The organism is Cryobacterium sp. MDB2-A-1 (genome assembly GCF_004402675.1).
GTDB classification, from domain to species: domain Bacteria; phylum Actinomycetota; class Actinomycetes; order Actinomycetales; family Microbacteriaceae; genus Cryobacterium; species Cryobacterium glucosi.
On the sequence record NZ_SOFK01000032.1, the window covers coordinates 74331 to 87645 of the forward strand.

General features: G+C 68.4%; 15 protein-coding genes. 11 read left to right on the forward strand and 4 right to left on the reverse strand.

Annotated elements, in window-relative coordinates; genetic code table 11:
* Window positions 1–678: a 3-oxoacid CoA-transferase subunit B gene (locus E3O39_RS13610; RefSeq protein ID WP_134448888.1), complete on the forward strand. Its 678-nt coding sequence runs from the start codon at window positions 1–3 to the stop codon at window positions 676–678.
* Complete coding sequence (locus tag E3O39_RS13615) at window positions 675–1898, forward strand: acetyl-CoA C-acetyltransferase (RefSeq protein ID WP_277871719.1); 1224 nt, start codon at window positions 675–677, stop codon at window positions 1896–1898. The genes E3O39_RS13610 and E3O39_RS13615 overlap by 4 nt, the downstream gene beginning before the upstream one ends.
* Window positions 1899–1994: 96 nt before the next feature.
* Here E3O39_RS13615 and E3O39_RS13620 read toward each other — a convergent pair whose 3' ends face one another.
* A complete protein-coding gene (locus E3O39_RS13620; RefSeq protein ID WP_134448889.1) occupies window positions 1995–3503 on the reverse strand; it encodes a M17 family metallopeptidase in 1509 nt (502 codons plus the stop codon).
* Between the two features lie 110 nt (window positions 3504–3613).
* Here E3O39_RS13620 and E3O39_RS13625 point away from each other — a divergent pair, with 110 nt between their 5' ends.
* The gene (locus E3O39_RS13625; RefSeq protein WP_241975370.1) at window positions 3614–4054 is read left to right on the forward strand and encodes a molybdenum cofactor biosynthesis protein MoaE; all 441 of its coding nucleotides are present in this window, start codon (window positions 3614–3616) and stop codon (window positions 4052–4054) included.
* A gap of 145 nt (window positions 4055–4199) precedes the next feature.
* Here the strand turns inward: E3O39_RS13625 and E3O39_RS19900 are convergent, their stop codons facing one another.
* Entirely contained in the window at window positions 4200–4412 is a 213-nt protein-coding gene (locus E3O39_RS19900) for a hypothetical protein (protein ID WP_134448991.1), read from the reverse strand.
* A gap of 15 nt (window positions 4413–4427) precedes the next feature.
* Window positions 4428–5507: a DUF222 domain-containing protein gene (locus tag E3O39_RS13635; protein WP_134542326.1), complete on the reverse strand. Its 1080-nt coding sequence runs from the start codon at window positions 5505–5507 to the stop codon at window positions 4428–4430.
* 44 nt (window positions 5508–5551) lie between these two features.
* Here E3O39_RS13635 and E3O39_RS19045 point away from each other — a divergent pair, with 44 nt between their 5' ends.
* The 6 genes from E3O39_RS19045 to E3O39_RS13660 all read left to right on the forward strand — a co-directional run bounded on the left by E3O39_RS19045 (window position 5552) and on the right by E3O39_RS13660 (window position 10497).
* Window positions 5552–5722, forward strand: a complete 171-nt coding sequence (locus tag E3O39_RS19045; protein ID WP_166789565.1) for a hypothetical protein — start codon at window positions 5552–5554, stop codon at window positions 5720–5722.
* A gap of 78 nt (window positions 5723–5800) precedes the next feature.
* Window positions 5801–6007: a hypothetical protein gene (locus E3O39_RS13640; protein ID WP_134448892.1), complete on the forward strand. Its 207-nt coding sequence runs from the start codon at window positions 5801–5803 to the stop codon at window positions 6005–6007.
* A gap of 297 nt (window positions 6008–6304) precedes the next feature.
* Window positions 6305–8731 (forward strand): nitric-oxide reductase large subunit, encoded by a 2427-nt coding sequence (locus E3O39_RS13645; protein WP_134448893.1) that lies wholly within the window; start codon window positions 6305–6307, stop codon window positions 8729–8731.
* Complete coding sequence (locus E3O39_RS13650; protein WP_134448894.1) at window positions 8731–9390, forward strand: hypothetical protein; 660 nt, start codon at window positions 8731–8733, stop codon at window positions 9388–9390. Before E3O39_RS13645 ends, E3O39_RS13650 begins: the two co-directional genes overlap by 1 nt.
* The gene (locus E3O39_RS13655) at window positions 9387–10217 is read left to right on the forward strand and encodes a slipin family protein (protein WP_134448895.1); all 831 of its coding nucleotides are present in this window, start codon (window positions 9387–9389) and stop codon (window positions 10215–10217) included. Before E3O39_RS13650 ends, E3O39_RS13655 begins: the two co-directional genes overlap by 4 nt.
* Complete coding sequence (locus E3O39_RS13660; protein WP_134448896.1) at window positions 10210–10497, forward strand: hypothetical protein; 288 nt, start codon at window positions 10210–10212, stop codon at window positions 10495–10497. The genes E3O39_RS13655 and E3O39_RS13660 overlap by 8 nt, the downstream gene beginning before the upstream one ends.
* An 87-nt stretch (window positions 10498–10584) precedes the next feature.
* On the opposite strand, the gene E3O39_RS13665 is transcribed toward E3O39_RS13660, so the two are convergent.
* Window positions 10585–11748 carry a TIGR04053 family radical SAM/SPASM domain-containing protein gene (locus E3O39_RS13665; protein WP_241975458.1) on the reverse strand — a complete coding sequence of 388 codons (1164 nt, stop codon included), beginning with the start codon at window positions 11746–11748 and terminating at the stop codon, window positions 10585–10587.
* Window positions 11749–11821: 73 nt separating this feature from the next.
* Here E3O39_RS13665 and E3O39_RS13670 point away from each other — a divergent pair, with 73 nt between their 5' ends.
* Window positions 11822–12586, forward strand: a complete 765-nt coding sequence (locus E3O39_RS13670) for a metalloregulator ArsR/SmtB family transcription factor (protein WP_166787360.1) — start codon at window positions 11822–11824, stop codon at window positions 12584–12586.
* Between the two features lie 7 nt (window positions 12587–12593).
* Entirely contained in the window at window positions 12594–13304 is a 711-nt protein-coding gene (locus E3O39_RS13675) for a metalloregulator ArsR/SmtB family transcription factor (protein WP_134448898.1), read from the forward strand.
* Window positions 13305–13315: the final 11 nt, after the last annotated feature.

Here is a 13315-nt window from a genome sequence, read left to right on the forward strand (position 1 = left end):
ATGCCCCTGACCCGCAACGAGATGGCGGCCCGAGCCGCGCAGGAACTCGCCCCCGACAGCTACGTCAACCTCGGGATCGGCCTGCCGACCCTGATCCCGAACTTCCTGCCGGAGGGGGTGCACGTCATCCTGCATTCGGAGAACGGGGTGCTCGGCGTCGGGGCGTACCCGTGGGAGGGCGAGGAGGACCCGAAACTGATCAACGCCGGCAAGGAGACCATCACCGTCAATCCCGGTGCGGCGTACTTCGACTCCGCGCAGAGCTTCGGCATGATCCGTGCCGGGGTCATCGACGTGGCCGTTCTCGGCGCGATGCAGGTCTCGGAGACGGGAGACATCGCGAACTGGGCCGTGCCGGGCAAGATGATCAAAGGTATGGGCGGGGCGATGGACCTCGTGCACGGCGCCGATACCGTGATCGTCGTGATGGAGCATGTCACGCGTGCCGGCGAGCACAAGATCGTGGCGGAGTGCTCCCTTCCCCTGACCGGCAAGCACGTGGTCACCCGGATCATCACCGACCTCGCGGTGATCGACGTCACCGGGGAGGGGCTCGTGCTGCGGGAGGTCGCTCCGGGTCTCACCGTCGCGGAGGTGCAGGCCGCGACCGGGGCGCGGCTGCTCGTGCCCGCGGAACCGGGCGTCATCCGCACCCTGCTGTCAGGGGTCGGCGCATGAACGAGCGGATGCGCGAGGTCGTCATCTGCGAACCGGTGCGCACCCCGATCGGGCGCTTCGGCGGGATGTTCGCCACGGTCGCGCCGGCCGACCTCGCCGCCGCCGTGATCGCGGCCCTGCTGGAACGTACCGGCATCGACGGGGGTGTGATCGACGACGTGATCCTCGGGCAGGCCTACCCGACCGCGGAGGCGGCATCCGTCGCCCGCGTCGCCGCCCTCAATGCCGGCCTGCCGGTGACCGTCGGCGGGCTCCAACTCGACCGGCGGTGCGGCTCCGGCCTGCAGGCCGTGCTCGACGCGGCGATGCAGGTGCAGACCGGCATCAGCGACGTCGTCGTGGCCGGCGGAGTCGACTCGATGAGCCAGGCGCCGTTCTACACCGTCGATTCCCGTTTCGGAATCACGGCCGGGCCGGGCCTGCTGCTGCGCGACGCGCTCAGCCGTGGCCGGGAGACCGCCGGCGGCCGCAACTACCCGGTTCCCGGCGGCATGCTCGAGACCGCGGAGAACCTGCGCCGGGAGTACGGCATCGGTCGTACCGAGCAGGACGAGCTCGCCGTGCGGTCCCAGCAGCGCGCCGCGGCGGCCGTTGCAGAGGGCCGCTTCGACGCCGAAATCGTTCCGGTCACGGTTCCGGGGCGAAAGGGCGCCGTCGTCGTCTCCCGCGACGAAACCCCGCGGCCGGACACGACCCTGGCCGGTCTCGCCGGGCTGCGTCCCATTCTCGTGAAGACGGATGCCGACGCGACGGTCACCGCCGGAAACGCGAGCGGGCAGAACGACGCCGCCGCCGTGTGCCTCGTGACGACCCCTGAGCGCGCCGCGGAGCTCGGGCTCACCCCGCTCGTGCGCCTCGTGACGTGGGCAAGGGCCGGCGTCGAGCCCTCGCGGATGGGCATCGGGCCGGTGCCCGCAACGAAGAAGGCCCTCGAACGCGCAGGCCTCACCCTCGCGGACATCGACCTGATCGAGCTCAATGAGGCATTCGCCGCGCAGGTGCTCGCGGTCAGCCGGGAGTGGAAATTCACCGACGCCGACTGGGAACGCACCAACGTGAACGGTTCCGGCATCTCCCTGGGTCACCCCGTCGGTGCCACCGGCGCACGCATCCTGGCGACCGCGAGCAGGCACCTGCACCGCACCGGGGGGCAGTACCTGCTCGAGACCATGTGCATCGGGGGTGGACAGGGCCTCGCCGCCGTCTTCGAACGGGTGTGATGGGAGGCGATCGCTGTCCGGTCGCTCGGGCCGGGCATCCGGTGCGCGCAAGCCGAAGCAGGAGCCGACCGTGCGCTCCGCAGTTGGCGGCCGTGCTCAGGCGGCCGGGGGCCGGAACGCGAGCGCGAGCTCGACGAGCAGGCGGGCTCCGAAACCGGTCGGTCCCTTGGTCCGCCAGGAGTCGTCGGAGTCCGACTGCATCGGGCCGCACATGTCGACGTGCGCCCAGGGGGTGTCGCCGACGAAGTCCGCGAGGAACAGGGCAGCGGTCGTCGCGCCGGCGAACGGCCCGCCGAGGTTCGACATGTCCGCGACGTCCGAGTCGAGCTGGTTGCGGTAGCGGCGGTCGAGCGGAAGTTGCCAGACTGTCTCGTCGGTGAGGTCGGATGCCGCGCGCACCTGGTCGATGATGTCCTGGTCGTTGCCGAACAGCGCCGCCATCATCGGGCCGAGCGAGACGAGCGCGGCCCCGGTGAGGGTCGCGAGGTCGACGATGGCGTCAACGCCCTCTTCGGTGGCGAGGACGAGCCCGTCCGCCATCACGAGCCGCCCCTCCGCGTCGGTGTTCTTGACTTCGACGGTCGTGCCGCCGCGGATCGTGAGGACGTCACCCATCGCGGTCGCCGAACCGGAGGGCATGTTGTCTGTGCACATCAGATAGGCGGTCACGGCGTTCGTGCAGCCGAGTTCTGTGAGCGCAGTCATCGCGGCGAAGATCGCGCCGGCACCGGACATGTCCATCTTCATCGCGAGGTGCGTGACATCGCCCGGCTTGAGAGCGATCCCGCCGGAGTCGTACATGATGCCCTTGCCGACGAGGGCGAGGTGCCCGGTCGGCTGTTCGGAGGGGCGATACCGGACCTCGATCATCCGGGGCTCTTCGATGCTGCCGGCATTGACGCCGAGGAGGCCGCCGCAGCCGAGCTCGATGAGTTCCGCCTTGTCGAAGACGCTCACCTCGAGCCCGAATTGCGGTGCGAGAGCCTCTGCGAAGTCGCCGAAGACCGTCGCCGTGAGATGGGAGGGCGGGGCGGCAGCAAGGTCGCGCGCGAGGGCCGTCGCCCGGGCGAGGGCGAGGCCGCGTGCGACGCCGCCTGCCTGTGCGGTGCTCCCGACGAGGTCGAGCGCTTCGAGGGGAATGTGGGTGGTCGCCGTCTTGAGTTCGAGGTAGCGATAGCGTGCGAGCACGGCGCCCTCGACGACGGACGCGCTGGCCGCGACCGGGTCGAGCCCGCTCGCGGCGTCCAGGAGGTCCGTCGCGAGACGGCGTCCCTGCCGGCCGGCCCTGGCGAACGCGGCGGCGGCGTCTCTCAGGGTCGCGGTCGTGAGCAGACCCTGCGCGCCGACGCCGATGGCGACGAGGGTCGGTGCGGATGCCTGGGGGAGCACGAGCGCCTGGCCCACCGCACCGGTGAACCCGGCCTCCGTGAGCGCGGCACGGTCGAGTCCGATCGCCGCGGGGACGGGGCCGTCACTCGAGACGGCGTAGCCGGCGATCGTGGCGCCCTGACCGAAGTCGGGCGTGATCTCGACCCGCGTGCGCAGGTCGAGGGAGGGTCCGGGAGCGAAACTCGCGGGGATCAGTCTGTGGGGCTGGTGGGGCATCGGTGAACCTCGTTCCGGCAGTCGGTTCGGCGGAGCGGGGATTCCGCCGGCGCCAGCATACTGCCGGGTGCGTCCGCGCGGCGAGGATGCTGCGCGGGTACTGTGGGGCTGTGGAATCCGAACGCATACCGCCGCTATCCCTCGTCACCGAGCAGACGCTCGATGTGGCTGCGCACGTCCTCGCGGTGTCCTCGCGGTCAGCCGGCGCCGTCGTCACCTTCGTGGGCCAGGTGCGGGATCACGACCCCGACGCCGCAGGCGCCGTGACGGGCCTCGACTACAGCGCCCATCCGGATGCCGGACGTATCCTCACGGAGATCGCCGCGCGGTTCCGGGCCGGGAACCCCGCGGTGGAGCTCGTCGTCAGCCACCGGATCGGCCACCTCGAGGTCGGCGACCTCGCCCTCGTCGCCGCCGTCGCGAGTGCGCACCGCGCCGACGCCTTCCTGGTCTGCGAGCGTCTCGTCGAGGCGGTCAAGGCCGAGGTCCCGATCTGGAAGAAGCAGTACGAAGTCGACGGCACCCACTCCTGGGTCGGCCTGGGCCTGTAGCGTCTCGAGCGTCTCTGGCGTCCTTCCGCGTGAAGCCCGTCGCGCGCGTTCGATCGGGCTTCGCCCGAACCCGGGTTCCGGGGGTGGACCCGGCGCGTACTCCGCCCGGGCGTCCGAGCCCGTCCTGTCCGTCATCTCCGCTGATTCAGTCGTCGTCGCGGAGGATCTCGCTCCTGCTGGTGAGGGGGATGGGTTTCTGTTCGGGGTCGAGTCCGGGTGGTGGGGTGAGCCAGTAGCCGCCCGTGTCGTCGCGGGTGATGCGCCAGTGTTCGTTGTGGAGCCTGAGGTGGTCGCCGCGGCAGAGCAGGATGCCCTGGTCGAGGTTGGTCTCGCCGGTGTCCTCTTTCCAGTGTTGGATGTGGTGGGTTTCGGTTCAGGAGGGTGGCCGGTCGCAGCCGGGCCACATGCAGCCGCCGTCGCGGATGGCGAGGGCCGCGCGTTGGGCGACCGCAGTCCCCTCGATGACGCCGGGCTGGAGCGCGGGTGACGCGGTTTCGGGGTTCGCCGCAGCGTCGGCTGTGGGTGACGGGGCCTCGGTTGGCGCGGCATCGGTGGTTGTGGTTCCCCTGGGCGCGAAACCGGCGGGTGTGGTGCTCCTGGGGCGGATGGTGATCATGCGGACGGCGGGGCTGCGGCTTCCGGCGATGCGCTTGGGGTCGGCCTTCACGCCGAGTCTCATCAGGGCCAGGAACGCGTCCGCGGTGAGCTGCTCGGTGGTGCGCGGGTCGTCCTGCACCTGCTTCGCCCACGCGGCCTGCTCCTTGTCCACGAAGCGGACCCCGCCCCGGCGGGGGCTGGTGATGGCGTCGTAGGTACTCATCAGGTATTCGCCGTCTTCGGGGGCGAACAGGCCGACCATGCGCACCTGCCCCGTGTTGAGTCGCCAGAACCGCAGGGACCGGTCGTCGTAGGCGGCTTTCTCGCGGGCGGCGATGCCGGCTTCATCGAGCACGTCCCGTACCCTTCGGGCGCGCTTGAACAGCTGGTCAGCGTTCAGGGTCCGCGCTTCGGTGAGGAGCCGGGCGAGGGCGGTGGCGAGTTTCTCCGGGGTGATCGCCCGGTCCAGGTCGCCGAGGCCCTTCCGGAGCGAGTCTGCCTTCTCCACGCTCAGCCAGCCCTCGCGCAGGGCCCGGCCGATTGGTGCGTGCCAGGGCGGCACGGCGGCCGGCGGAACCGGCAGTTCGAGCGGCGGCAGGTCCGGGGCGGCGCCGTCGAGGGGCGGGATCTCGTCGAGCAGCTTCTTCGCGTCGGCGGCTTCGCGGGCGGCTTTCTCGGCGGCGTCGGTCTCAGAGAGCAACCGGCCGACCGCGAAGAGCTTGGCAGCGTCCCCTCTGCTCGATCCGGAGATGCTCTGCAGCAGGTCTTCCGGAGTCCGGAAGCCTTGCCGGGCCGCGAGGCCCTTCCCGCCGAGTTCCGGACGGGACCGCCGGGCCAGGGTTNTGCCGCGAACCACGCCGCCTGGGTGTCCAAGGCTCGCCGGGCCCCGGCGATCAACACGTGCCCCTCGAGCACCGCTTCATCGCTGAGCGTGTCGACAGCTGCAGACGAACCGCCCAGGCCGGTGACGACATCCGCCATCGACCGCAACCCGTCGAGCACGCCGCCCTGCACCGGGCCACCGTGCACCGGGTCACCCTGCCCCCGGTCGCCGTGCGGCTGATCGGGTGAAGCGGGTGACTCGGGACGGCTGGTCATGCCCCCACGTTACGACCGACCACCGACATTCTTTGAGCAAGGCTCAGGTCTGTGGAAACTAGCTCTGATCAGGTACGTGTTGAGGAGATTCCGTCATATTCGCAGCCTGCCGACCTGGCGCAGGTGCTCGACCTCGCCGCGGCGCAGGGCGGCTTCGTCGAGCTCACCTTCCCCGAGGCCGGGCGCTATCCGTTCGTCAGCCACGTCATGTCGGATGCGGAGAAGGGTGCCCGTGGGGTCTTAGCCGCCACACCGTGAATCCGGTCTGAAAACGCCGGGAAGGCGCCCCATGCGGCGTGTCGCACCTCACCGGTGAATTTGTTTCGGCGGTGTTTCGCCGCGGTCCTATTCCGGGGCCTCACCGTTTGATCTGGTGTTTATGTTCCGATCACTTCCCTTCGACGAGAATTGTGCGCATTAAAATGAAGTTAATAAGTTTTAAGACGTGGTAGTTTTTCCCCACCTCGCGTGACCCATTCGGGGGAGGAGCTTCGGCTGTCGCGAGCGCGGGCATGCCGCACGACCTTGAACAAGGCAACAGCGAGAGGGTCCGACATGGTCCAACTGAAATCCGGGGTCGGAAGAATTCGTTCCGAGTTGATGGTGTCCAAGGGTTGGCTGCAGGGCGTCGCCCTCGTGATGATCTTCGGCTTCGCGGTGATGGGATTCCTCGCCGTGATGACGTACACCGATTCGATGCCCCAGCCCAAACAGGTCGTGGACGAACGGGGAACGGTCGTCTTCACGGGCGCCGAGATCACTGCCGGCCAGCAGACCTTCGTGCAACGCGGCCTTCAGGAATACGGCTCGATCGTCGGACACGGCGGCTATCTCGGTCCCGACTACACTGCCGACTATCTCCGCCGGTCCTCGACCTTCGTCCTCGACGCCCTCACCGCCTCGGGCGTGCAGGACCCGCACGGAGCACTCGTCACGATGATGCGGACCAACCGGTACGACCCGGCAACGGGAAATCTCGTGTTCACGGACCTGCAGATCAGTGCGTTCGAGTCTGTCCAGAAACACTATGCGGACTTCTTCGGCACTCCGACGACCCAGAACGGGCTGATCCCGAGCGTGATCACCGATTCGGCCGAGATCCACGAGCTCACGGCGTTCTTCGCCTGGACCGCGTGGGGCTCCGCGGCCGAACGGCCGGGGCACAACTACTCGTACACCAACAACTGGCCGGCGGAGAAGCTCGTCGACAACGGGCCCACCGCGGACATCATCGTGTGGAGCGGTCTGTCGCTCATTTCGCTGATGGTCGCCCTCGGCGCGCTGTTCGCCCTCTACGGGCGCTGGAGCAAGCGAATGGGCTGGCAGCACGGAGAAGAGACCCCGCCGCTGTCCTTCAGGCAGCCCGGCGACGTCGCCGTCACCCCCGCCCAGTCTGCGACCGCCTGGTTCTTCTTCGTCGTCGCGTTGATGTTCCTCGCGCAGGCGTTCCTCGGCGCGGCCGTCGAACACTACCGGGTCGATCTGACGAGCTTCTTCGGGATCGACCTCGCCCAGCTGTTGCCGATCAACCTCGCCAGGACCTGGCACGTGCAACTCTCCCTGCTCTGGACAGCAGCCTCGTTCCTCGCGGCAGGGATCTTCCTCGCGCCGTATATCTCGGGTCACGAACCGAAGCGGCAGCACTGGCTCGCATACATCCTCCTGGGAGCCCTCGCCCTGGTCGTCGCCGGTTCCCTAGCGGGAGAAGCCCTCAGCATCTTCGGCGTCACCGCCGCCAAGGACTCGCCGTTCTGGGGGATGCAGTGGGAGTACATCGACCTGCCGAAGTTCTGGCAGGGCTTGCTGACCGTCGGGATGTTCATCTGGATCGCGATCATCTACCGCGGTATCCGGGCCCGGCTGAAGTCTGAACACCGGTTCAACCTGCCGTGGCTGTTCTTCTATTCGGGTCTCTCCATCCCCGCCTTCTACGCCGTCGGCATGCTCGCCGGCAGCGAAGTGACACTGAGCGTCGCCGAATTCTGGCGCTTCTGGGTTGTGCATCTCTGGGTCGAGGACTTCCTCGAACTTTTCACGACCGTCATGGTCGCCTACATCTTCGTGATGCTCGGCGTCGTGCACCGCCGGATCGCGATGCAGATCATCCTGCTCGACGTGATCCTGTACTCCGCGGGCGGAATCCTCGGAACCATGCACCACCTGTACTTCTCGGGAACCCCCGTCGAGCACATGGCGCTGGGTGCGTTCTTCTCCGCACTCGAGGTGATCCCGCTGACGTTCCTCACTGTGGAAGCGTGGAGCTTCCTGCAACTCGGGGCCCGCCAGCAATCCCGAAGCGCCGCCCCGTTCCCACACCGCTGGTCGGTGATGTTCCTCGTGGCCGTCGGCTTCTGGAACTTCCTCGGCGCCGGCGTCTTCGGATTCCTGATCAACCTCCCGATCGTCTCGTATTACGAGATCGGCACCGCCCTGACCGCCAACCATGCCCACGCGTCGATGATGGGCGTTTACGGGATGATGGGCGTGGGACTATCCCTCTTCGCCCTGCGCTACCTGATTCCGGCCAAACGCTGGCCGGACCGGCTCGCCAAGATCTCGTTCTGGTCGCTCAACATCGGCCTGGCCTGGATGACCTTCGCGACGCTCCTGCCGCTCGGTGTGCTGCAGTTGTGGCACTCCGTCAGCGATGGCTACTTCGAGGCCCGCAGCATGAACTTCATCACCGGAACCGGCAACACGGTCCTGGAATGGCTGCGGATGCCCGGCGACCTCGTCTTCATCTTCGGGGGAGTCGTTCCGTTCGTCTGGATCGCCTGGCTGGGCGTGCGGTACCGCATCAAGGGAACCACCCAGGATGTCCCGATGGAGGCCCTCTTCGTGGAGGCGCAGCCCGCCGGGGCGGTCGGCGGCACTTCCGATGCGGGTGTCGATGGCGCGACACCGGAGTCCGGGTACGGGTCGGGCTACCGCAGGCGCGTCGCCGATCAGGACGGTGAGAACCGGCCGGACAGGGGCGCGTGATGGAGACGGTCAATCCTGACGTCTGGTTCGCCCTCGGCTACGGCGGCTTCCTGCTGCTCGTGGCGCATGTCCTGGACATCCTGGCCCGGCGCACGGCGGCGGCGACGACGAGCGCGCGGTCCGGGGGATTCGAGTACCACGAGGGACACGACGCCTGGACCTGTTCCGAAGACCAGTGGCTCTGGCCGATCTCCTTCGACCCGGAGAATCGGGTGACCCGGTACCGCGCTTCCCCGACCGTCTGCAATCCGTGCCCGGTCAAGGACGACTGCACTCCGTCCCACGCGGGCCGGGAGGTCGTGCGGAACATCGATTCCTGGCCGAGCTCCGAAGCCGAGCGATTCCACAGGGGGATCGCCTGTGCCGTCGTGGTCCTCGGGGTCATCTGGCCGATCGCCGTCATGTTCCAGGGCCGCACCGGCCTCGAACTGCTCATCCTGGGAGTCGTGTCCGCGATCATCGCAGCGGGCAGCTGGCCGCTCTGGTCCCATCTCCGACGCGCTCCCGCGCGCTTCCCCGATCACCTCACGGCGCTCGGACTCGAAGACAACGAGGACCAGCGGGCCGCCATCTCGGCGAACGAACTCGCCAGGCGGAGCGGCTACGGCAGCATCCGCAAGACGGGACCGCGCACGGTCCCCGGAAAGGAAGCCCGATGACCGGAATACTCGTGACGGCCGGCGTCATCCTCCTGATCGTCGTGGTCTGGTTGACCGTCGCGTTCACGGTCCTGCAGGAGTACGAGCGGGGGGTCGCCTTCCGGTTCGGCCGCCTTCGGCAGCTCCGCGAACCCGGAGTGCAGATGGTCTTTCCGGGCCTCGACACGATGGTCAGGGTGGACCTGCGTATCGTCACCCTCACGATTCCGCCGCAGGACGTCATCACCAAGGACAACGTGCCCGCGCGGGTCAATGCCGTCGTGCTCTTCCAGGTCACCGACCCGCTGCGGTCCGTGATGGCGGTTGAGAACCACGCGGTGGCGACCTCACAGATGGCCCAGACGACCCTGCGCTCCGTCGTCGGGCGAGCGGACCTCGACACCCTGCTCGCGCATCGGGCCGACCTGAACGAGGATCTGGCCAGGAGTATCAATGCGCAGACAGAGCCGTGGGGAGTCCAGGTCAAGGTCGTCGAGATCAAGGACGTCGAGATTCCCCAGGCCATGCAGCGCGCCATGGCGCGCGAGGCCGAAGCCGAGCGGGAGAGGCGGGCGAAGATCATCAACGCCCACGGCGAACTGCAGGCCTCGGAAGAGCTCGGCCAGGCCGCGGAGATCCTCAGCCGCAATCCGGCGTCGCTCCAGCTGCGCTACCTGCAGACCCTGCTCGAGCTCGGCGCGGACCACAACTCGACCGTGGTCTTCCCGCTGCCGATGGACATCATCGGGCCGTTCCTGAAGAAAGTACCGCAGTGGCTCGACCCAACCGAGCCCGGCCGTCCCGGCCAGACTCACGGAGAGAAAACGGATGTGACCGACCATGGCTGACACAGTGCACGCGGAGCGGGGCACGCATGTGCCGACGATCGGTTCGGCTCACGACCGGGGTGTCAGCATCCGCCTGATGCTGATCGGGGTGCTCGTCGGGCTGTTCGGTCCCATCGGCGGCTTCCTCAGCGGCACGATCGTCAACGCCGACCACACTATCGCCGGCCTCGAACCACTGTTCGTCTGGCTCTTCCTCGGCATGATCGTCGGTGGGATCGGCGTCACGGTCGGCATCATCGGCGCCTTGCGCTGGGTTCGCGGCAACCACCACCTCGAATAGCGCTCCGAACCAATTCGACGGAGTTCTTGCCGTTCGGGTCGCCCCGCCCGCCCAGGTGCCGAAAACCCCACGAGTCCGTCGACTGGGTCAGGAAACCGGGACGGTGGCGACCGGCCGGTACGCGCAGCTCGGATCCTCGGCGAGAGGATCGCCGGTGACTGCGTACGCGTGCGAGCGGGAACCGCCGCAGACCGTGCGGAACTCGCACGCTCCGCACCGGCCGCCGAATGAATCCGGGGTGCGCAGCTCCTGGAGTAGCCGCGCCTCCCGGTAGATCTCGGGGAACGACTGCTCACGCACCGAACCGACGGACACGGGCAGGAACCCGCTCGGGTAGACCGCGCCGACGTGGTCGACGAATGCGAAGCCGCGGCCGGAGTTGACATCGATCGGGGCGCGCGGCGCGCGGCGCCTGGGCTCGTCCCCGGTCAGCAGTTCCGCGGTGTCGCACCGCAACCGGGCGCGCAGCGGGCCGACGGGGAACGCCGCATCGAGATCGGCGACACCGGCGCGCTGGATTGCGATCCGGCGGTAGTGCGGCGCCTCCGTCGTCTTGATCGCGACGAGTTCGGAGACATCGTGCAGCCAGTGCAGCACCTCTTCGGCCTCGGTGGAGGTGAGCGCGTTGAGAAGCTTGCCGCGCCCGGTCGGGACGAGGAAGAACACGCTCCACAGCGTCGTGCCGAGCTCGAGGACCGTCTTCAGGATGGCGGGCAGCTCGTGGACGGTGTCGCGGGTGACGGTCGTGTTGATCTGCAGCCGGCAGCCGACGTCGCGCACCATCCGTGCGGCGACCATCGTGTCGTCGAAGACCCCGTCGACACCGCGGAAGGCATCATGGGTCGCCGCGGATGCCCCGTCGAGGGAGAGCGACACCGCCTTCGCTCCGGCGTCGTGCAGCTCGACAAGGACCTCCCGGGTGAGGCGTGGGGTGACGGAGGGCGAGAGGGCCATGCTGAGGCCCAGGCCCGTTCCGTGGGCCACGAGTTCGGGGAGGTCGGGGCGTTCGAAGGGGTCGCCGCCGGTGAGGACGACGAGCGGGCGGGGCGTGCCGAACGACGCGAGATCGTCCAGGAGCTTCCGGCCCTGGTCGGTGGTCAGCTCGAAGGGATTGCGGGTGCGAATGGCGTCCGCACGGCAATGCGTGCAGACGAGCTGGCAGGCCCGCGTCACCTCCCAGATCACGATGAAGGGACGCTCGCCGGCATCGTGGTGCAGGTGTCGAACGGCGCGCATTGCGGTGTCAGTCACGTGATCCTGGTCCGGTACAGCTCGAATGCGCACCTCAGTTGTTTTTACCACACTTATAGGGAAAACTAGGGGTGTGCCTGCCTCCGACCTCGATGCCCGTACCCACCGCGCCCTCTCCGGCGTGAGCCGGGTCGCCGTCCTCGACGTGCTGCGTACCCACCGGATGCCGCTGGACGTTCCCGCACTCGCGGCGGCGGTCGGCCTGCACCCCAACACCGTTCGCTCGCACCTCGAACGGCTCCTCGAGGTCGGCCTCGTGACCGAGACGGTCGAGGCGCGGACGCGACCTGGCCGTCCCCGCCTGCTCTACGCCGCGGTACCGCCCGAGGCGGAACCCGCCGGGCCCGGTTCCGCCGGGCCGGCAGAATCCGGGACCTCCGAGGACTCCTACCGACTCCTCGCGGGCCTCCTCGCGGACAGCCTTGCCGCAGGAGCCCCCGACGCGCGCCCCGGCAATGAAAAGGCCGGCGACGCCGGGCGACGCTGGTCGGAACAGTTCGTGCCCGCCGACGAGCCAGCTGCCGGTCCGGTTGATCCCGCTGGAGCGATCGACCGGGTGGTCGAGATCCTCGACGGCGTTGGTTTCGCCCCCGCCCTGTCGGAGGACCGCACCGCGATCGAACTGCATCACTGTCCGTTCCTGGACGTCGCGAAAGACCACAGCGCCATCGTGTGCTCCGTGCACCGCGGACTGATGCAGGGTGCACTGGACCGGATGCACGCGCCCACCATCGGCATCCGCCTCGAGCCGTTCGTGCGCCCGGGGGTATGCGTCGCCCATGTGCTCTACTCCTCAAACCCGGCACACCATGGCGGCTTCCTGACAAAGAGCGGATAGTAGACCCATGTCTTCGAGCCCACCGTCGAGCTACCGCACGCTCGCGTCGTTCAGCAGAATCAAACTGCTGTACTTTCTGCAACAGCGCGGGACGATGACGGTCGGCGACCTCGCCGAGGCGACCGGGCTGCACCACAACACGACACGCGAACACCTGCAACGCCTGATCAATGACGGATTCGTCACCTGTGAACCCGAAGAGCGCGACGTCAAGGGCCGGCCGCGGATGCTCTACAGTGCGGCTGCCGGCGTCGACCATCGGGAGGGCTCGATCCGGGTCGCGAAGATCGAGGCCGCCGAACGGCGCGGCGACCTGGTCCGGCGGATGCTGCCGGTCAGCGCCGCGATCGACTCGCCCTTGCAGCGGCAACTGGACGCCCTCGACGACCACCTCGACCAGACCGGGTTCGACGGGCGGATCGACGCGGGCGGGCGTCACGTCAGGCTGCACGATTGTCCGTACAGCGAGATGGTCAAGGAACACCCGGAGGTCTGCCGCGTGCACCTCGGCCTGCTCCAGGGGATCCTGCAGCAGACCGGCGGTCCGCTGACGGCCGACGCGCTGCATCCGCTCGACGAGCCGGACTCCTGCACACTGGACCTCCGGCACTCCGACGAGGGTGCTGAGTGTGAGGAATCCGAGGGGGCCGATGCCGGACCCGTCCGGGTGCCCACCGAGACCGACGTGGTTATTATTCACGGCGTTTTCCGCTTGTAGCCCGTTCGGGT